Origin of the sequence: Xanthobacter pollutisoli, assembly GCF_040044995.1 — a bacterium.
In the GTDB taxonomy this organism is placed as follows: domain Bacteria; phylum Pseudomonadota; class Alphaproteobacteria; order Rhizobiales; family Xanthobacteraceae; genus Xanthobacter.
The window spans coordinates 426,699-444,493 of the sequence record NZ_JBDZDP010000002.1; the positions used below are offsets into that span (position 1 = coordinate 426,699).

Below are 17,795 nucleotides of genomic sequence, written 5' to 3' on the forward strand. Positions count from 1 at the left end.
AGATGGCCATGGACATTCTTATCGTCGATGACGAGGCAGACATCGGCGAACTGGTCGCCGGCATTCTGGAGGACGAGGGCTATTCCGCCCGCACCGCCCGGGACGCCGACACCGCCCTCGCGGCCATCTCCTCGCGGCGGCCGAACCTCGTGTTTCTCGACATCTGGCTCCAGGGCAGCCGCCTCGACGGGCTGGAGCTTTTGAACGAGATCAAGGCGCAGCATCCCGAACTGCCGGTGGTGATGATCTCCGGCCACGGCAACATCGAGACGGCGGTCGCCGCCATCAAGCGCGGCGCCTACGACTTCATCGAGAAGCCGTTCAACGCCGACCGCCTGGTGATGGTGACCGAACGGGCGCTCGAGACCCTGCGCCTCAAGCGGGAACTAAAGGAGCTGAAGCAGCTCGCACCCCACGGCCGCATCCTGGTGGGGCGCTCCAGCGCCATCCAGCAGCTGAAGGGCACCATAGAGCGCGTCGGCCCCACCAACAGCCGCATCCTCATCGTCGGGCCGTCGGGCTCGGGGAAGGAACTCACCGCCCGTCTCGTCCACGCCACCTCGGCGCGGGCGCAGGGACCGTTCGTGGTGCTCAACGCCGCCGCGATCACGCCCGAGCGGCTGGAGTTCGAGCTGTTCGGCGTGGCCGAGGGGGAGGGGAGGGAGCCCAAGCGCGGCGCCCTCGACGACGCCCACGGCGGCACGCTCTTCCTCGACGAGATCGCCGACATGCCGCGCGAGACGCAGAACCGCGTGCTGCGCGTGCTGGTGGAGCAGACGTTCACGCGCCTCGGCTCGAACGACAAGGTGAACGTGGACGTGCGCATCATCTCCTCCACCGGGCGCAATCTGGAGGAGGAGATTTCCAAGGGCCGCTTCCGCGAGGACCTCTACCATCGCCTGTCCGTGGTCCCCATCCGCGTCCCGCCCCTGGCGGAGCGGCGGGAGGACATTCCCGACCTGGTCGATTTCTTCCTCGACAGCATCTCGCAGACCACCGGCCTGCCGCGCCGTCCCATCGGGGAGGATGCGATGGCGGTGCTCCAGTCCCACGACTGGCCAGGCAACGTGCGCCAGCTGCGCAACAATGTGGAGCGCCTCCTCATTCTCGCCGGCGGCGACCCGGAGGCGACCATCACCGCCGCCATGTTGCCGCCGGACGTGGGCGCGCTGGTGCCGACCCTGCCGAACGGCAACGGCGGCGAGCACCTCATGGGCCTGCCACTGCGCGAGGCGCGGGAGGTGTTCGAGCGGGAGTATCTGGCGGCGCAGATCAACCGCTTCGGCGGCAACATCTCCCGGACGGCGGAATTCGTCGGCATGGAGCGCTCGGCGCTTCATCGAAAGCTAAAGGCTCTCGGGGTAGGGTGACGCCGCTGCGGAGCGGCCGGATTCGGCCCGCCGGTAATCCCGCGCGGTGCCGGGCCATCCGGCGCAGGGCGGGGACTTTCCCAAGGCCTCTTGGGCGATGGAATGGGTTGACGTGGTGCCCATAAAAAGGGCTGCATCGGCAAATCAGGACGCAGGCCGGAGGGGGCTCCGGGCGCTGGGGGAGGGTTCATGAAGGTCGTGATCTGCGGCGCGGGCCAGGTGGGGTTCGGCATTGCCGAGCGCCTCGCCGGTGAGCAGAACGACGTGTCCATCATCGACACGAACCCGCGGCGCATCCAGGCGGTGACCGAGCAGCTGGACGTGCGCGGCGTTGTCGGTGCCGGCTCCCATCCCGACACTCTCGCTCGGGCCGGCATCGAGCAGGCCGACATGCTCATCGCCGTGACGCTCCACGACGAGGTGAACATGGTGGCCTGCCAGGTGGGCCACGCGCTGTTCAACGTGCCCACGAAGGTGGCGCGCATCCGCGCCCAGACCTATCTCGCGCCCGAGTGGCGCGATCTGTTCTCGCGCGACCAGCTGCCCATCGACGTCATCATCTCCCCCGAGGTGGAGGTGGGCGAGATGGTGCTGCGCCGTCTCTCCCTGCCCGGCGCCACCGACATCGTGAATTTCGCAGAGGGTGCCGTGGTGGCGGTGGGCGTCGCCTGCGGCGACGACTGCCCGGTGGTGGACACCCCCCTCAGCCAGCTGACCCAGCTTTTCCCCGACATGCAGGCGACCATCGTGGCGGTGAGCCGCGGCGGACGCACGCTGGTGCCGCGCTCCAACGACCAGCTCGCCGCCGGCGACATCGTGTATTTCGTCGCCAAGGCCGACCAGGTGCAGCGCGCTCTCTCCCTGTTCGGGCATGACGAGGTGCCGGGCCAGCGCATCGTCATCGCGGGCGGCGGCAACATCGGCTATTACGTCGCCAGCGAGCTGGAGAAGCGCAATGCCGCTGCGCGGGTGAAGCTCATCGAAGCATCCCGCGACCGCGCCCAGTCCATCGCCGAGATCTTCAACAGCACCGTGGTGCTGAACGGCGACGCGCTGGAGCGCGCCATCCTCGACGAAGCAGGCGTCGGGGAGGCGGACACCATGATCGCCCTCACCAACGACGACCGCATCAACATCCTGTCGTGCCTCCTCGCCAAGCAGATCGGCGCCAAGCGCATCCTCGCGCTGCTGAACGAGCAGGGTTACGCCACCTTCGCCCGCGGCCTCGGCATCGACGCCCACGTCAATCCGCGGCAGATCACCGTCTCAAAGGTGCTCCAGCACGTGCGCCGCGGCCGCATCCGGGGCGTTCATGCACTGCTCGACGGATCGGGCGAGATGATCGAGGCAGAGGCGCTGGAAACCTCGCCGCTGGTCGGCAAGCCGCTGAAAGAATTGAACCTGCTGGAGGGGCTACGCATCGGCGCCATCGTGCGGAACGGACAGGTGCTGCTGCCGCGCGGTGATTTCGTGGTGCGCGCTCACGACCGTGTGGTGCTGTTCGCCCTCGCCGACCGCATCAAGCGCGTGGAACAGCTGTTCCGCGTTGCGCTCGAATTCTTCTGATCGCCCGATGGCCAACGCCGCCCGTCCGCTTTCGGCAGGGATCGCCGCCATCGGTGTCTTCGCCCTCGTGCCCATGGCGGTTGCCGCGCGCACCGGCGGGGATCATGCGGGGGTGTTTGCCGCCACCTTCGGCTTCTGCCTCTTCCTCGCCGGGCTGCTGCGCTTCACCACCCAGGGCGTCAATATGCGCATGTCGCGGGCGGGCGGGGTGGCCCTCGTGGCGGGCATGTGGCTGGTGCTGCCGCTGCTGGCGACGCCCTCCCTCGCCATCGTCTCCGGTCTGCCGCCGCTCGCCGCCTGGTTCGAGGCGCTCTCCGCCTTCACGGCCACCGGCCTTACCGCGCTCCACCAGGGGCCGGCCAGCCTCTATGTGTGGCTCGGACTGCTGCAATGGGCGGGCGGCCTGCTGACGGTTGTTTCCGCGGTCGCAGTGCTCGCGCCCGCCGGCCTTGGGGGCCTGCCGGACCGCACGCCGCGCGGGGGAGCCGCGCTCGACGTGGTGGACCTCTCCGCCGTGCTGCGCGAGACCGCCCCGGCGTATCTCGCCGCGACGGCGGCAGCCCTGCTGCTGATGATGATGAGCGGCGAAAGCCTCTATGTGGCGTTCACCCTCGCCACCGCCGTGGTCTCTGCCGGCGCCCATCTGCCGCCCGAGGCGCAGCTGGCCTTGATGCTGGACGCGGCGCCCAAATGGCTGATGCTGCCCTTCCTCATCTGGAGCGCGACCAGCGTGCGCTGGCACCGGGCGCTTCTGACCCGCCGCATCAATGCCGCCCCGGAGCAGATGGAAAGCCTCCTCATCATCGGATGGTGGGCGGTGCTGGGCATCGTCCTCGGCGGTCTCCTCTTCCAGGCGGACGCCTTTCCCGCGCTGGAGGCGGCGCGGGACGGTCTGTTCACGGCCGCGTCGCTGATCTCCACCAGTGGCATCGGCCCGCGGGAGGGCAGTTACGGCAGCCTGCCCCTCGGTCTCGTCATCCTCGTGGTGCTGCTGGGTGGCGGCGCGCTCTCGGTGGCGGGGGGCCTCAAGATGCTGCGGCTCAGGGCCATCCTGCTGCGGCTGCGCGGCGACCTGATGCGCCTGGTCTATCCCCATCTGGTGCAGCCTTCGGCACTGGAAGGCGGCGTCGGCTCCACCATGCGCGGCATCTGGGCGGGGGCGGCGAGCCTCGGCCTGGTGTTCGGCCTGTGCGTCATGGCCCTCAGCCCCGGCCTGCCCTCGCTGGAGGCGGCGCTGGCGGCCGCCGCCGCCGTCGTCACCAATACCGGGCCGGTGTATGACGCGGCGGGCGGCGGGTGGCCGGCCATCTCGTCCCTGCCGGCCCCCTCGGTGCTGGTGGCGGGCATCGGCATGGTGGCGGGGCGCCTCGAGATCATCGGCCTCTTCGTCTTCATCCATCTCGCCGTCTGGCGCACCTGAGAAGCCTTCGCCATGTCCCGCATCGCCTATGTCAACGGCCGCTACCTGCCGCTCCGGGATGCCAGCGTGAATGTGGAAGATCGCGGCTATCAGTTCGCCGATGGCGTCTATGAGGTGTGCGAGGTGTGGCACGGCCGCCTGGTAGACGAGCGCCGCCACCTCGACCGTCTGGATCGCTCCTTAAGCGAACTCTCCATTGCCCGCCCGATGAGCCGCGCAGCGCTGGCGCTGGTGCTGCGCGAAGTGGTGCGGCGCAACGGCGTGCGCGAGGGCATGGTCTATCTGCAGGTGACCCGGGGTGTCGCCCGCCGCGACCACCCGTTTCCGCCGCCAGACACGCCACCCTCCATGATCGTCACCGCGCGCCGCACCGATCGCGCGGCCCAGGAAGCGTTGGCCCGCCAGGGCGTCGCCGTGATCACCGTGCCGGAGAATCGTTGGCCGCGGGTCGACATCAAGTCGGTTTCGCTCCTGCCCAACGTGCTGGCCAAGCAGCAGGCACGCGAGGCCGGCGCGCGCGAGGCCTGGTTTGTCGATCCGGACGGCTATGTCACGGAAGGCGCGTCAACCAACGCCTGGATCGTCACGCCCGGGGGCGCCCTCGTGACCCGGCCGGCGGACAGCGGGATCCTGCGGGGCATCACCCGCACGGTGGCGCTGGAGGTCGCGGCGGACCTTGGCTTCACCGTGGAGGAGCGACCCTTCACCGTCGCGGAAGCGTTGGCGGCGGACGAAGCGTTCATTTCAGCGGCGACCACGGTGGTGATGCCGGTAGTGCGGATCGATAGGCGGACCATAGGGAAGGGGACCCCCGGACCGGTCGCTCAGGCGTTGCGTTTGAAATTCCACGACTTTTCCGAGGTGGTCTGACTCCATTCACGGTAGCGCCATGCTGCGGAGCAAAATAATATTGCGCCGCCATGGGGCTGTGCCATTCTAGCGTCCTAACTCTCACGGAGGGTGTACAACGCATACGTGCATCCGCCGTGGGCTCAACGCCGAGAAACAACGGATACGAAAATGGCGGCGGAACGGACACAAAATCTACAAGACACGTTTCTCAATCACGTCCGCAAGAACAAGACTCCCCTCACGATATTCCTGGTGAACGGGGTGAAATTGCAGGGCGTCGTCACTTGGTTCGATAATTTCTGCGTGCTGCTGCGCCGCGACGGGCATTCCCAGCTGGTTTACAAGCACGCCATTTCCACCATCATGCCTGGACATCCCGTTCAATTGTTCGATCCTACCGATGACGGGGGAGAAAAGGCTTAATCCGCGTGGAGCACGGCAGCGGGAAGGGGTCCGGGGCGGGTTCAAGGTCAAGGTCCGGGGGCCGCAAGGCTTCCGGCCGGGACAAGAGCGCGCCCGAGACCGCCGCGTCGGTTCCGCTCGGCCACCTTCCGGCCGATTCCCAGCTCGATCCGCCGCAGGATGATCCCGCGACCGCCGGGCGCACGGGCGTGGACCGCCGTGCGCCCGTGGTGCGCTGCGCCGTGGTCACACCTGTTCTGACCAAGCGGGGCCGACGCGGGGAGCCCGAGCGCCGCGGCCCGGACGCCCGGCTGGAGGAGGCGGTCGGCCTCGCTGCCGCCATCGACCTCAATGTGGTCTTCTCCGGTATCGTGACCCTCTCCGAGATCCGGCCCGCGACCTATCTCGGCACGGGCAAGGTGGAGGAACTGGCGGGCATCGTGAAAGCCGAGGCGGTCGACCTCGTCTTCTTCGACGCCGCACTGTCGCCCGTGCAGCAGCGCAATCTCGAAAAGGCGTGGGCTGCCAAGGTGGTGGACCGCACCGCCCTGATCCTTGAGATCTTCGGCATGCGCGCACGCACGAAGGAGGGCGCGCTGCAGGTGGAGCTTGCCCACCTTAATTACCAACGATCTCGCCTGGTGCGGTCTTGGACCCATCTGGAGCGCCAGCGCGGCGGCTTCGGCTTCCTCGGCGGCCCCGGCGAGACACAGATCGAAGCGGACCGCCGGCTCATCGGTGAGCGCATCGTGCGCATCGAGAAAGAACTGGAGCAGGTCAAGCGCACCCGCGGCCTGCACCGCGCCAGCCGCAAGCGTGTGCCGTACCCCATCGTAGCACTGGTGGGTTACACCAATGCCGGCAAGTCCACCCTGTTCAACCGCCTGACCCGCGCCGAGGTGATGGCGAAGGACCTGCTGTTCGCCACTCTCGATCCGACCCTGCGGGCGGTGGATCTGCCCCATGGCACCCGCATCATCCTGTCCGATACGGTGGGCTTCATTTCCGAACTGCCGACCCAGCTGGTGGCCGCCTTCCGTGCCACGCTCGAGGAGGTGCTGGAGGCGGACCTGATCCTGCATGTGCGCGACATCTCGCACCCCGACACCGAGGCGCAGGCGGCGGACGTGGCGGACGTCCTGGAGGACCTCGGCGTCGACCCCCAGCCGGGTGGCCGTGTGGTGGAGGTGTGGAACAAGATCGACCGCCTCTCGGCTGAAGCGCACGAGCAGGTGGAGAACCAGACCCGCCGCGCCGGCGCGGGAGCACCGGTGGCGGTGTCGGCCCTGACGGGGGAGGGCACCGACGACCTCCTCGGCGTCATGGAGCGGCGCATCACCGCCGGCCGGGTGACGGTCTGCGTCACGCTCGCGGCGGAAGATGGAGAGGGGCTCGGCTGGCTCTATCGTCACGGCGAGGTTCTGGACCGGACGACGGACGAAGGCGGCGCCATGACCGTGGCGCTGCGCATTCCGCCGGAGCGGGCCGGCCTCATCACCCGCCGCTTCGGCGCCCGCCGCGTCCAGGCCATGTGACCCACGGTAAGAGCCGTCCGCCCGGGGTCACTCCGTGGGGGCGCGTTCCTTGTGCTTGGCGGCCTGCCACAGGGCCTCCATCTCATCGAGGCTCGCCTCGTCGGGCCGTCGCCCGGCTTCGGCGAGCACTTCCTCCACATGGCCGAAACGCCGGGTGAATTTGTCGTTGGTGCCGCGCAGCGCGCGCTCGGGGTCCACCCCGGCATGGCGGGCGAGGTTCACCACGGCGAACAGGAGGTCGCCGATTTCGTCGCGGATGGCATCGGTGCCGCCCTTGTCCAGTGCCTCAGCCACCTCCTCGGTCTCCTCCCGGATCTTGGCAAGCACCTGCCGCGCATCATTCCAGTCGAACCCGACGCGGCTCGCTTTCTCCTGCAGTTTAAGGGCACGGGTGAGGGCGGGGAGGGGCAGGGGAACCCCCGCCAGCGCGCCGGCCTCGGCCTTCTGTGGCGGCTGCCCGGCAGCGGCCCGCGCCGCGGCCCGCGCGGCCTTCTCCTGCGCCTTGATCTCCGCCCAAAGCCCCTTGACCGCTTCGGGGGAGAGATCGCGGGCCGAACCGAAGACGTGGGGGTGACGGCGCACCAGCTTGGCGGTGATCGCTTCGACCACGTCTGGGAAGGCGAACGCGCCCTCTTCTTCCGCCATGCGGGCGTGAAACACCACCTGGAGCAGCAGGTCGCCCAATTCGTCCTTGAGATCGGGCATGTCGCCGCGGGCGATGGCTTCGGTCACCTCGTAGGCTTCCTCGATGGTGTAGGGAGCTATGCTCGCGAACGTCTGCTCCAGGTCCCACGGGCAGCCCGTGACGGGCGTGCGCAGCGCGGCCATGATCTCGATGAGGCGCGCAATGTCGCGGGAGGATTCCATCGTCGTCTCCGTGGCGGATGGCATCATTCTATCGCGGTGCGGCGGATCCGGCGCGGGGCAAGAGGTCTCTTTACCCACTGCCGGCGGCTACTATGCTGCCGTGCCATCACAGGGGAGGCAGCCCATGCGCGATATCCCGCCTGCCGGGCCGGTGGACGACGACATCCGCTCCGGCGAGAAGGCGGTGGCCCTTCCGCAACGCTTCGACGCCGGCCTCTATTTCATCGGGCTGATCCGAACCCCCTGGACCGAGCGCCGCGCTTGCCCGCGCCGCGGAGACGTGGAGACGGGCCCGGTCTGCACGCTGGAAATCGATCCCCGGTGGACCGACGCGCTCGAAGGCGTAGCGGATTGCGCCGTGCTGCAGGTGCTCTACTGGATGAATCGCGCCCGGCGAGACCTGGTCCTGCAAAGTCCACGGGACGGGGCGACCCGTGGCACCTTCGCCTTGCGCTCGCCCGTCCGGCCCAATCCCATCGCCTCGTCCATGGTGCGGCTGGTGGCGGTAGACGGCCTGAAGGTGCAGGTCCGCGGCCTCGATTGCCTCGACGGCACGCCGCTCATCGACCTCAAGAGCGAACCGCGCTGACCGGTCCTGTTTTTCATCGCCGGCTACAAGGATTGACCACCTGGGCGCGCTCGGCCTGGCCGGCGCAGGCGTCCGGCGCCTTGAGCCAGCCGGCGATGGGCTTGGCAGTGGCGGAGAAAACGCGTTCGCGGACCTCAAGCCACGAGCCGTTGCAGGAGAGGATGGAAAACCGCAGCCCGTCCACAGGCGCGCCGGTCGCCGCAGCCTTGGTCGGATAGATCCGCGAGGAACCGTCCCCATAGCTGCGAACCGATACGCGCGAGCCGTGCACCCACCCGGGGCCCTTCGGCAATGGGTCATCCGGCGGGTCGGGCCAGGCAAAGCCGTCTACCAACAGCCAGCCGCGATAGCTGCCGAGGATGGCAAAGCGTGGCGCCTGGAGCAGCTCGCGGCCGACGGCGTCGCGCGCGAAGCTGTGAAGCTTCAGCACACCGACAATGGGTGCGTCGGTCGAAGGGCCGCCGCGAACATTGAGGCCCGCCGGATCGGGATCATCGGCGAATGCGACAAGACCCTCGCAGCGCGTGGTCTCGGAGGGGATGGCGAGCGCCTGGCAAAGGGCAAAGCCGGGGGCGAGCGTCACCGCTGCAAGCATGAACATCGATCCGAGGACGCGCCGGCGCATCGCAAAGCGGGTCGTCACACCGAACGCAGAAGAGATATTATGGAATATTCCTATCTCCCCCAGTTCGCGCTTCCAGATACGTTTCCATCGCAAGGCCGAGTTCGCTCCGGCTGAATTCACAAAATCCACTACTGTCTACAATTGTTTACACTCACCTTTAAAAGTGACCTCACCGCGTCGCAGCCGTCTCATTCGCCGTCCGCCATCGCTTGCCGGTCGACCGCCTCCGACAGGTCCGACTGAAAACTCAGGCCGTCGTAGGCCGGCACCACTCCATCAGGCAGGCTTGACGCCAGAACCGAATAGTCCAGGTCAGTGTGGAGGTTGGTCAGGATTGCGCGCCTGGGCCTCAGCCGCGCGACATGATCGAGCGCCTCCTGAAGGGTGAAGTGCGAAGGATGCGGCGTCTCGCGCAGCGCATCGATGACCCACACGTCCAGCCCGTGCAGGTGGGCCAGGCTGTTGTCCGGAAGAGCGTTCAAATCGCTGGAATAGGCCACGTCGCCGAAACGGAAACCGAAGGAATCGATGTCCCCATGGTGCTGGCGGAACGGCAGAGCCGTCACGGGTCCGCCCGCGCCGTCCACCACGATAGGCCGCCCCTCGCGGAAACGGTGGTCGGTCAGGATGGGCGGATAGCCGCTGCCAGGCGGCGTCTCGAAGCAATAGCCGAACCGCTGATGCAGGACCCGGGAGGTATCCTCATCCGAATAGATATCCACCTTCCTACGGTTATGGATGGCCAGCGGGCGCAGATCGTCGATGCCGTGGGTGTGGTCCGCATGCTCGTGGGTGAAGAGCACCCCGTCCAAATGCGTCACGCCAAGATCAAGCAATTGCTCGCGCAGATCCGGGGAAGCGTCGACGAGCACCACGGTCTTGCCCGACGGGCCTTGCCGCTCCACGAGCATGGAGCAGCGGCGGCGGCGGTTGCGGGGGTTTTGCGGGTCGCAGGCCCCCCACCCCTGCCCCACGCGCGGCACCCCGCCGGAAGAGCCGCAGCCCAGAATTGTGAACGTCAGGCGCTGGGGCGGTTCGCTGAGCAGCGGGGCGCTGGGCATGTCGAGCGGTCTCTCTGCGCGCCGCTTCGCCGTCGGCGCAGATTCCCCGGCAGGGTGCTCTAAATCGGCGACGGAGTCACATGCGACATGTCTGGGTCGACATGCAATTCAGTAGGACTGAACCACTCAGCGATCGCTTGAGAGGTCCAGCTCGCGCGTCATGTGCGAAACTTGAAGTCGCTTAAAGGCAAGCGGTTTTGGCTCGTGTTCCTAGGCGTTTATGGCTGGCGATTCGCGTCAAGTATCGCGTGAACAGCTGCCGCCAGTGCTCGGCCGGCTCCCCGAGGGGGCTCCACCGTGCGTGTGGCTGGCTGAAGCGTGGCGTCGGCCGCGGCTATGCTCAGCCGAGCATGTCGTCCTTCCCACCCAAGAGCTGGAATTGGCAATGCTTCGCCAAGAGCGAGCGCAGCGCCATCAGGATCCGAGTTCGGAGACGCGCGACACCGGCTTGCGCCGATCGAGCTTGCTGGATGTGGTGGGGAATGATCGGAAGGTGGATGGTCGGAGCGAGAGGATTTGAACCTCCGACCCCTAGTCCCCCAGACTAGTGCGCTAACCGGGCTGCGCTACGCTCCGACGTGGGGGCGAGCCTTAGACCATCGCTTCGGCTCGGACAAGCCCCTGAGTGACCTCCTCCACCGCGGGGGCGCATATCCCTCAAAATCGGGATACTGATACCACCTTGAGCTGTACACTGACAGGACGAAACGCGGCAGGATTGTGATGCCGTAGGGTGAATGGCCAACCTTTCGCCGGCAAATCGTGACACTCTGGCCCGATTCGGCGGTCATTCGACGATCTTCCTCAATGACACGGAAGATTGATCGGATGAAGATTCGCGTGGTCCTGTCCTGCGCCGCCCTTTCCCTGTCGGCCTCCATGGCCGTTCCGGGCTTGGCGAACGCGGACACCTCCACCGGCATCGCCTCCTACTACTGGCAAGGCCGCAGCACCGCGAGTGGTGAACGTTTCAATCCCACGGCCTACACAGCCGCGCACCGTTCCCTGCCCTTTGGAACCAAGGTGCGCGTGACCAATCTTCGCAACGGCAAGACCGTTGTGGTGCGCATCAACGATCGCGGACCCTTCGTCCGCGGCCGCGTCATCGACGTCTCGAAAGCCGCAGCGTCTGAGCTCGGCTTTACCGGCTCCGGCATCACGCGCGTGACGCTCGCGGTGGTCGACTGAACACGTCGGACGCCCATTCGAGTTCCGGCGCGCGGCAAATTTGACCGCGCGTCCCTCCTGAAGGGTCAGTCGCCGGCGCGCGCCTCGCCGCGCCGGGCGAGGATGCTTTCCATCAGCCGACGGCACTCCCCCAGTTCATAGAGTGCCGACTGCATGCGGTGCACGTCGTCCCGTGAGAGGACCGGCGCCGCCATGGGCGCCTGCCCCACCACCCGTGGTTCGGAGCGAAGATGCGGGGGCAGATATTGCTCCGGCGGGCCCTGGCGCAACGGCTCCCGGGGCATGCGGGCAGCCGCCTCGTCCTGAGGTGCGGCCGGAGCGGCAGCCGGCATCTGCGGCGTGCGGCTCCACGGGGCCTGTCTCGGCCCGTGCTCAGGCGGCGGCGCCTCGCGGGCGGGGAAGCCTGCGTTGGGCGGAACCTGACGCCCGGCAAGGCGCTCGGCCAGCATGCGCTGCTCCGCAAGCGGCATCGGCGCTTGCGGGCTGTGGTCGGGACGCACGGGAGCGGAATGATCCTCGTCGAATTCGTCCTGGATCGGCCCGATCAGCGGCCCCACGCGCGCGGCACGCGGCAAGGCCTGCGGCGGGCTGTCGCCCCAGCTTTCGTCCCAAGCGCGACGCAAAGCCTCATCGGGACGGGCGGAAGCCGGGCGTTCCGGCCGTGCCAGGGGACGATGCACCGCGTCCGCCTCGTGGAAATCCGGCCGATCGTAGCCACGACCCGGCGCCCGCGCGGGTGCCGCCAACGGCGGCTCCCGGCGGCCCTCGTTCTGCCGCGGGGCCGGCGCCCTGGGCCGTTCCTGTTCGGTCATGGGATACTCCGGCTCGACGGCCAGGGGCGCAGGGGGATCGGCGAATTCGTCGGCGACGGGTCGGCGGGCGTGCGGCCGCCCCGGATAGCGCGGCAGCGGCGCCTCAGCCGGATCATCGTCATAGTGCGGCCGGCGGTCGTCGGGGCCGTCCTCCGCCGCGTCCACCCAATCCGTCTGGCGCCAGTCGCCGTCCCGAAGAAGGCGGCCGGCCGTATCGCGCCTCCCGCTCGGGCGGCCTGGCTCGAAGCCATCGTCATCCCCCTCGATCGGGCGGGACCGGCGGTGCCGCGGCTCTTCCTCGGGCCACTCGGGGCGAAGCTCAGGCGGGGGATAGGCTTCCGCACGCCGCGCTCGGGCGAGAACATACTCCTCCGGCGGTCCCCTATCGTCCGGCTCCGGGGGATCCCGACGGTCAGGCCGCCCGCCGCGCGGCGCGGGCGATGCATCTTCGGGCCATTCGTGCGGCCGCTGCGGGCGGCGCTCCAGCGATCTCAGCCGGCGGATCCGGTCCTCGATGGGTTCGGAGACCTGCGGTGCGGACGGGATCTCCTCAAGGAACGGCAGCAGCGGATCGTCCAGCTCCGGCGCGTGGTTAGACGCTTCGGCGTCCGGCGGCAGATACGCCGTGTCGTCATCGCCGCGGGACAACCGCGCCGCCGGGCCCCGGCTGGGCCGCTGGGGCGGACGCGCCGCAAGCACGGGCTCGACCCGCTCTGGGGGTCGCGCGGTTGAGGCTGGCGACGGAGCGGGCCGCGCACGCGGCGGCTCGGGGGCGCGGTGGTCGGGCGCGCGGTGGTCGAAAGCGCGGTGACCCGAAGCCGGGTAATCGTCAGAACGGTCGTCGTCCTCGTGGTCACCATGGGCCGCAGCCGCAGGCGGGGGCGAAGGACGCGGCGGCGCGCCAAGCGGCGGCTCGCGACGTCCGCGTTCGGATGGGGCAGGGGCGTCGAAACCGGGGTCGCGCCGCTCGGCCCCCTCCCGGCCACGGCCGGCCGGGCGCAGGGGAATGGAGGCGACCGGCGCCTCGGCCGACAGATCGCGGTCGGCTTCCGCGTCGGGGAAGGGGAGCGGCAGTTCCGCGGTCTCGGGCAACTCGGGCAGGCCGTCGTCCTCCCCTCCCCGTCCCTTGCCCCGCCGTCGCGGGATGAGGCCGAGCAGGCCGCCGAAGGTCACGCCCTCGCCGCCGGCCGGTTTGGCGGTGCGCATGACCGCCACCTCGCGGTCGACGCCGAGGTCCTGCACGAAGCGCACGCCCTGGTCCTTCAGGATGCGCTGGGCGCCCTTGATGGTGTAGCCGTCGGTGTAAAGCAGGTGGCGGATGCCACGCAGGAGGTCCACGTCCTCCGGCCGGTAGAAGCGCCGGCCGCCGGCCCGCTTGACCGGCCTGATCTGGCTGAAGCGCGATTCCCAGAAGCGCAGGACGTGCTGGGGCAGGTCGAGGTCGTCGGCGACCTCGCTGATGGTCCGGAAGGCGTCCGGAGCTTTCTCGGTGTCGCGCGCGTCGCCCACCCTTTCTCCCGCCTCTTCCGAACCGAATCGCCCTGAACCCACGTGGGAATCATAGGTGCGATCGCGCCGTGCGGAAAGGGAGGCGAGGGCGATGAAGGGCTTGTCCCCGGCTGTTCATCCAGCGGGCCAGGCCTGACCGAGGGGCTCAGTCGTCGTCGGAGCCGTCGCCCTCGGTGCCGTTGATGCGGTGCTTGAGGATGCTGGAGGGCTTGAACACCATGACCCGCCGCGGCTCGATGGGCACTTCCTGCCCGGTCTTGGGGTTGCGGCCGATGCGCTCGCCCTTGTCGCGCACGACGAACGAGCCAAAGGACGACAGCTTCACCGTCTCGCCGCGGGCGAGGCAGTCTGCAATCTCCTTCAGAACCATCTCCACGAGCTGGGCCGACTCGGTGCGAGAAAGCCCCACCTGCTGATAGACGGCCTCACACAGATCCGCCCGCGTTACGGTCCGACCAGCCATATTTATCCCCGACCCCAGAAAGCCCGCTCGAACCGGCCGAAGGCGCCCCCCTCGACGATCCCGCTCGGAAATCGCATTCAATTTTAACAGAGTAGGCTTCACGAATGTGACGGATAGAACGCCGCACTTCTCCGGCTACCCAGCTCGCGCTGCCGAAGGCGCTTGGCAAACTAGCCGCGGGCGCAGAGCGCGGTCAACGCCTTATGTCGCCTACCAGCGCAACAGGGCCGACCCCCAGGTGAATCCGCCGCCCATTGCCTCAAGAAGCACCAGTTGGCCCGTCTTTATGCGGCCGTCGCGCACGGCGAGGTCAAAAGCAAGGGGGATCGACGCGGCCGACGTATTTCCGTGGATATCGACGGTTGTCACCACCTTTTCGGGTGCGATTCCGAGCTTTTGCGCACTGGCATCGATGATGCGCCGGTTCGCCTGGTGGGGAACGAACCAGTCGATGCTCGCCGCGGTCTCGCCGGTGGCGGCGAAGGCGTCCTCGATCACGTCGGTGATCATGCCCACGGCGTGCTTGAATACCTCCCGCCCTTCCATCCGCAGATGGCCGACCGTCTGGGTGGAGGACGGCCCGCCGTCCACGAAGAGCTTCGCCCGATGCCGCCCGTCCGAGCGCAGGTGGCTGGTGAGGAGGCCGGACGTCCCGGCGGCCTCGGCGGGCGCCGCCTCGATCACCATGGCGCCGGCGCCATCGCCGAACAGGACGCAGGTGCCGCGATCCTCCCAGTCGAGGATGCGGGAGAAGGTCTCCGCGCCGATCACCAGCGCCCGCTGGAAGGCGCCGGTCTTCAGATAGGCATCGGCGGTCGCGAGGGCGAAGACGAAGCCGGAGCACACCGCCTGGACGTCGAAGGCGGCACCGCGGGTGATGCCGAGCTCGGCCTGCACCACCACGGAGGTGGCGGGGAAGGTCTGGTCCGGTGTCGCGGTGGCGAGGACGATGAGGTCGATGTCGGCCGCCGTGCAGCCGGAGGCGGCCAGCGCCCGCTCCGCCGCCTTGACGGCGAGATGCGACGTGAACTCGCCCTCGGCGGCAATATGGCGCTGGCGGATGCCGGTGCGCTGCACGATCCACTCGTCGGACGTGTCGATGCGCTGCGCCAGGTCCGCATTGGTGAGGACGCGCTCGGGAAGATAGGACCCGGTGCCCCGGGCGACGGACCTGATGGCGCTCACGATTGCCCTTCCGCTCCTGCGGCTTCCGGCCGGCGCTCGGACGGCTCCGGCGGCCGGCGGCTGAGGAGGCTCTTTTCGATGCGCGCGAGAAGCTCGTGGCGCACCATGTCGTAGGCGAGGTCGACGGCGGCGGCGAAACCTTCCGCGTCGGTGCCGCCGTGGCTCTTGATGACGATGCCGTTGAGTCCGAGGAACACGCCGCCGTTGGCGCGGCGCGGGTCCATCTTCTCCTTCAGCACGCGGAAGGCGTCGCGGGCGAAGAGATAGCCGATGCGGGCGCGTAGCGTGCGGCCCATGGCGGCGCGCAGATAGGAGGCGAGCTGCTTGGCGGTGCCCTCGGCGGTCTTCAGCGCGATGTTGCCGGCAAACCCCTCGGTGACCACCACATCCACCGTTCCGGCGCCGATGTCGTTGCCCTCGACGAAGCCGTGGTAGGCGACGGGAACGCCTTCCTCCCGCAGGATGCGCGCGGCCTCCTTCACCTCTTCGACGCCCTTGATCTCCTCGACGCCCACGTTGAGCAGACCGACGGTCGGCTTCTCGATGTCGAAGAGCACGTGGGCCATGGCAGAGCCCATGATGGCCATTTCCACCAGGCTCTTGGCGGTGGCGCCGATGGAGGCGCCCACGTCCAGCACCACGGTCTCGCCGCGCAGGGTCGGCCAGATGGCGGCGATGGCAGGACGGCTGATGCCCGGCATGGTGCGCAGGTTGAAATTGGCCATGGCCATGAGCGCGCCGGTGTTGCCGGCTGAGACCGCGACGTCGGCCTCGTGCACCTTCACCGCGTCGATGGCCTTCCACATGGACGATTTGTAGCGGCCGCGGCGCAGCGCCTGGCTCGGCTTGTCGTCCATGCCCACCACCACGTCGGTATGGACGACGCGGGCGGCGGCGGCGAGCTTGGGATGGCTTTTCAGCACCTCGCGGACGCGGGCCTCATGGCCATAGAGAATGAAGGCGATGTCCGGGTGGCGTCCGAGGGAGATTTCCGCTCCGGCAAGGACCGTCCCGGGTCCATGGTCGCCGCCCATGGCGTCGAGGGCGATACGGACGGGTGCGGTCATCTCGGGCGCGTATCCCTTCTTTTACGAGCAGGCAGACAGGAAACGGCGCAGGGCGCGCGGCGGGAAGTCCCGCCCGGCCGGCCGCCGCCGCTTCGGCGCGCGGACAATAACGTCTCGCGGCGGCATCGCAACTGCCTCGCGGCGGTATCGCCGCTCACTCGGGGTCCTTCAGCCGCGCCAGCGCGGCAAAGGGCGACAGGGCGCCCGGGTCCTCGGCCGGCGGCTCGAACACGGCACCGGGCTTGCGCGGATAGGGGTCGACACCGAGGGCGAGGAATTCGCCCACCAGTGCGCCGGCGTCGATGCGCCCGTCCACGATCTCGTCCGGCGGGTCGACCGGGTCGTCCTCTTCCTTCGGGGGCTCGTAAGTGCCGGCCGGCACGAAATGGACGTCGATGTCTTCCGCAAGGGGAGCATCGAAGGCCTCCAGCGTCACCCCGCAGGTCTGGCGCACCGTAGCCGTCACCCGGCCGGTGACATGGACGCCGGTGGCGCCCTCCGGAGCGAAATGCAGCTGCGCCTTCAAGTCCTCCACGGCGAGGAGGCCGGCGAAGCGCGCGAGGCCGGCGCAAGTTGCTGCGTCCGGCACCAGCTCGAGCCGCAGCCCATGGGCCGGCAGGTCGGTCACCTGGACGAGGTGGGAATAGGGCAGGTCGTTCATGATGCGCTCTCCCGCCGGGCGGGGGCCGGAAGCTCCAACGAGCCGCGGGCCAGGGTCTCGAACGGTGTGGCGGCGAGATGCTCGGTCGCGGCGCGGACATAGAAGGCGAGATCCTCGCCCCCCTCCCCGTCCGGCCGTTCGAGCACGTTGCGCGCGAGCGCGCGAGCGAGTTCCGCCCTGTCGTCCGCGGCCAAGGCGGAATCATAGGCCTTGGCGCGGCCGTAGAAGGCCTCGCCAATCTTCTTCATCTTCTTCGGCACCGTAAGGTCGCCCACCCCCAGCTCGCGCAGGGTGCGGTCCATGTCGGCGGCGAAGGCGTCGAATATCTCCTGCGACAGGGCCCGCTCCTCGACGTTGCCGGCCTTCAGGCGGTGGCACAGGAGCACCGTGTGGAGTACCACCATCTCGAACCGCCCCTCGATCGTATCGGGGACGGCGAAGTCGGTGTAGAACTCCGCCCGCCGCGACTGTGCCACGATCACGCCATACAGGCGCTCGATGGTCTCGCGCGATTTCGTCCGGGCCTTGGAACGGAACAGGTTGAACATTCTCGTATTCCGGGCGACAGGTCCGGCGGCGGGAGCAAGGGATCGGCAAGGGGCGTAACGCGCCCTCGCCCGCAT

At 68.6% G+C, this 17,795-nt stretch carries 16 protein-coding genes, 1 tRNA gene and 1 pseudogene; 8 read left to right on the forward strand and 10 right to left on the reverse strand.

What is annotated here, in order from left to right:
- Nucleotides 1–2: 2 nt before the first annotated feature.
- The 6 genes from ntrX (at nt 3) to hflX (ending at nt 7,145) form a co-directional block, all read left to right on the forward strand.
- A complete protein-coding gene (ntrX, locus tag ABLE93_RS07355; protein WP_348839000.1) occupies nt 3–1,370 on the forward strand; it encodes a nitrogen assimilation response regulator NtrX in 1,368 nt (455 codons plus the stop codon).
- 189 nt (nt 1,371–1,559) lie between these two features.
- The gene (gene trkA, locus ABLE93_RS07360) at nt 1,560–2,936 is read left to right on the forward strand and encodes a Trk system potassium transporter TrkA (protein ID WP_348839001.1); all 1,377 of its coding nucleotides are present in this window, start codon (nt 1,560–1,562) and stop codon (nt 2,934–2,936) included.
- A 7-nt stretch (nt 2,937–2,943) separates the two neighbouring features.
- On the forward strand, nt 2,944–4,356 hold the full coding sequence (locus ABLE93_RS07365; RefSeq protein ID WP_348839002.1) for a hypothetical protein: 1,413 nt from the start codon (nt 2,944–2,946) through the stop codon (nt 4,354–4,356).
- A gap of 12 nt (nt 4,357–4,368) precedes the next feature.
- Entirely contained in the window at nt 4,369–5,226 is an 858-nt protein-coding gene (locus tag ABLE93_RS07370) for a D-amino-acid transaminase (protein WP_348839003.1), read from the forward strand.
- Nucleotides 5,227–5,376: 150 nt separating this feature from the next.
- The gene (gene hfq, locus ABLE93_RS07375; RefSeq protein WP_024279016.1) at nt 5,377–5,631 is read left to right on the forward strand and encodes an RNA chaperone Hfq; all 255 of its coding nucleotides are present in this window, start codon (nt 5,377–5,379) and stop codon (nt 5,629–5,631) included.
- Between the two features lie 188 nt (nt 5,632–5,819).
- Entirely contained in the window at nt 5,820–7,145 is a 1,326-nt protein-coding gene (hflX, locus tag ABLE93_RS07380) for a GTPase HflX (protein ID WP_510182987.1), read from the forward strand.
- 27 nt (nt 7,146–7,172) lie between these two features.
- On the opposite strand, the gene mazG is transcribed toward hflX, so the two are convergent.
- On the reverse strand, nt 7,173–8,012 hold the full coding sequence (mazG, locus tag ABLE93_RS07385; RefSeq protein WP_348839004.1) for a nucleoside triphosphate pyrophosphohydrolase: 840 nt from the start codon (nt 8,010–8,012) through the stop codon (nt 7,173–7,175).
- 124 nt (nt 8,013–8,136) lie between these two features.
- Here mazG and tsaA point away from each other — a divergent pair, with 124 nt between their 5' ends.
- Nucleotides 8,137–8,601, forward strand: coding sequence for a tRNA (N6-threonylcarbamoyladenosine(37)-N6)-methyltransferase TrmO (gene tsaA / locus ABLE93_RS07390; RefSeq protein WP_348839005.1), 465 nt, complete (start codon nt 8,137–8,139; stop codon nt 8,599–8,601).
- A 13-nt stretch (nt 8,602–8,614) separates the two neighbouring features.
- On the opposite strand, the gene ABLE93_RS07395 is transcribed toward tsaA, so the two are convergent.
- From ABLE93_RS07395 to ABLE93_RS07405, 3 genes are all read right to left on the reverse strand, one after another.
- Nucleotides 8,615–9,355 (reverse strand): hypothetical protein, encoded by a 741-nt coding sequence (locus ABLE93_RS07395; RefSeq protein ID WP_348839006.1) that lies wholly within the window; start codon nt 9,353–9,355, stop codon nt 8,615–8,617.
- A gap of 59 nt (nt 9,356–9,414) precedes the next feature.
- Nucleotides 9,415–10,287, reverse strand: a complete 873-nt coding sequence (locus ABLE93_RS07400) for an MBL fold metallo-hydrolase (RefSeq protein ID WP_348839007.1) — start codon at nt 10,285–10,287, stop codon at nt 9,415–9,417.
- A gap of 498 nt (nt 10,288–10,785) precedes the next feature.
- Nucleotides 10,786–10,863, reverse strand: a tRNA-Pro gene (locus ABLE93_RS07405).
- A gap of 252 nt (nt 10,864–11,115) precedes the next feature.
- Between ABLE93_RS07405 and ABLE93_RS07410 the strand changes: the two genes are divergently transcribed.
- Nucleotides 11,116–11,475, forward strand: a complete 360-nt coding sequence (locus ABLE93_RS07410; protein WP_348839008.1) for a septal ring lytic transglycosylase RlpA family protein — start codon at nt 11,116–11,118, stop codon at nt 11,473–11,475.
- Nucleotides 11,476–13,516: 2,041 nt separating this feature from the next.
- On the opposite strand, the pseudogene ABLE93_RS07415 reads toward ABLE93_RS07410, so the two are convergent.
- From ABLE93_RS07415 to ABLE93_RS07440, 6 genes and pseudogenes are all read right to left on the reverse strand, one after another.
- A pseudogene (locus ABLE93_RS07415) lies at nt 13,517–13,796 on the reverse strand (MerR family transcriptional regulator); the annotation flags it as partial.
- A gap of 145 nt (nt 13,797–13,941) precedes the next feature.
- Complete coding sequence (locus ABLE93_RS07420; RefSeq protein WP_348839009.1) at nt 13,942–14,259, reverse strand: integration host factor subunit alpha; 318 nt, start codon at nt 14,257–14,259, stop codon at nt 13,942–13,944.
- A gap of 210 nt (nt 14,260–14,469) precedes the next feature.
- On the reverse strand, nt 14,470–15,444 hold the full coding sequence (locus ABLE93_RS07425; RefSeq protein WP_348839010.1) for a beta-ketoacyl-ACP synthase III: 975 nt from the start codon (nt 15,442–15,444) through the stop codon (nt 14,470–14,472).
- A complete protein-coding gene (plsX, locus tag ABLE93_RS07430; RefSeq protein ID WP_348839012.1) occupies nt 15,441–16,511 on the reverse strand; it encodes a phosphate acyltransferase PlsX in 1,071 nt (356 codons plus the stop codon). The genes ABLE93_RS07425 and plsX overlap by 4 nt, the downstream gene beginning before the upstream one ends.
- A 154-nt stretch (nt 16,512–16,665) precedes the next feature.
- The gene (locus ABLE93_RS07435; RefSeq protein WP_348839014.1) at nt 16,666–17,172 is read right to left on the reverse strand and encodes a YceD family protein; all 507 of its coding nucleotides are present in this window, start codon (nt 17,170–17,172) and stop codon (nt 16,666–16,668) included.
- Entirely contained in the window at nt 17,169–17,720 is a 552-nt protein-coding gene (locus tag ABLE93_RS07440) for a ubiquinol-cytochrome C chaperone family protein (protein ID WP_348839015.1), read from the reverse strand. Before ABLE93_RS07440 ends, ABLE93_RS07435 begins: the two co-directional genes overlap by 4 nt.
- Between the last annotated feature and the right edge of the window lie 75 nt (nt 17,721–17,795).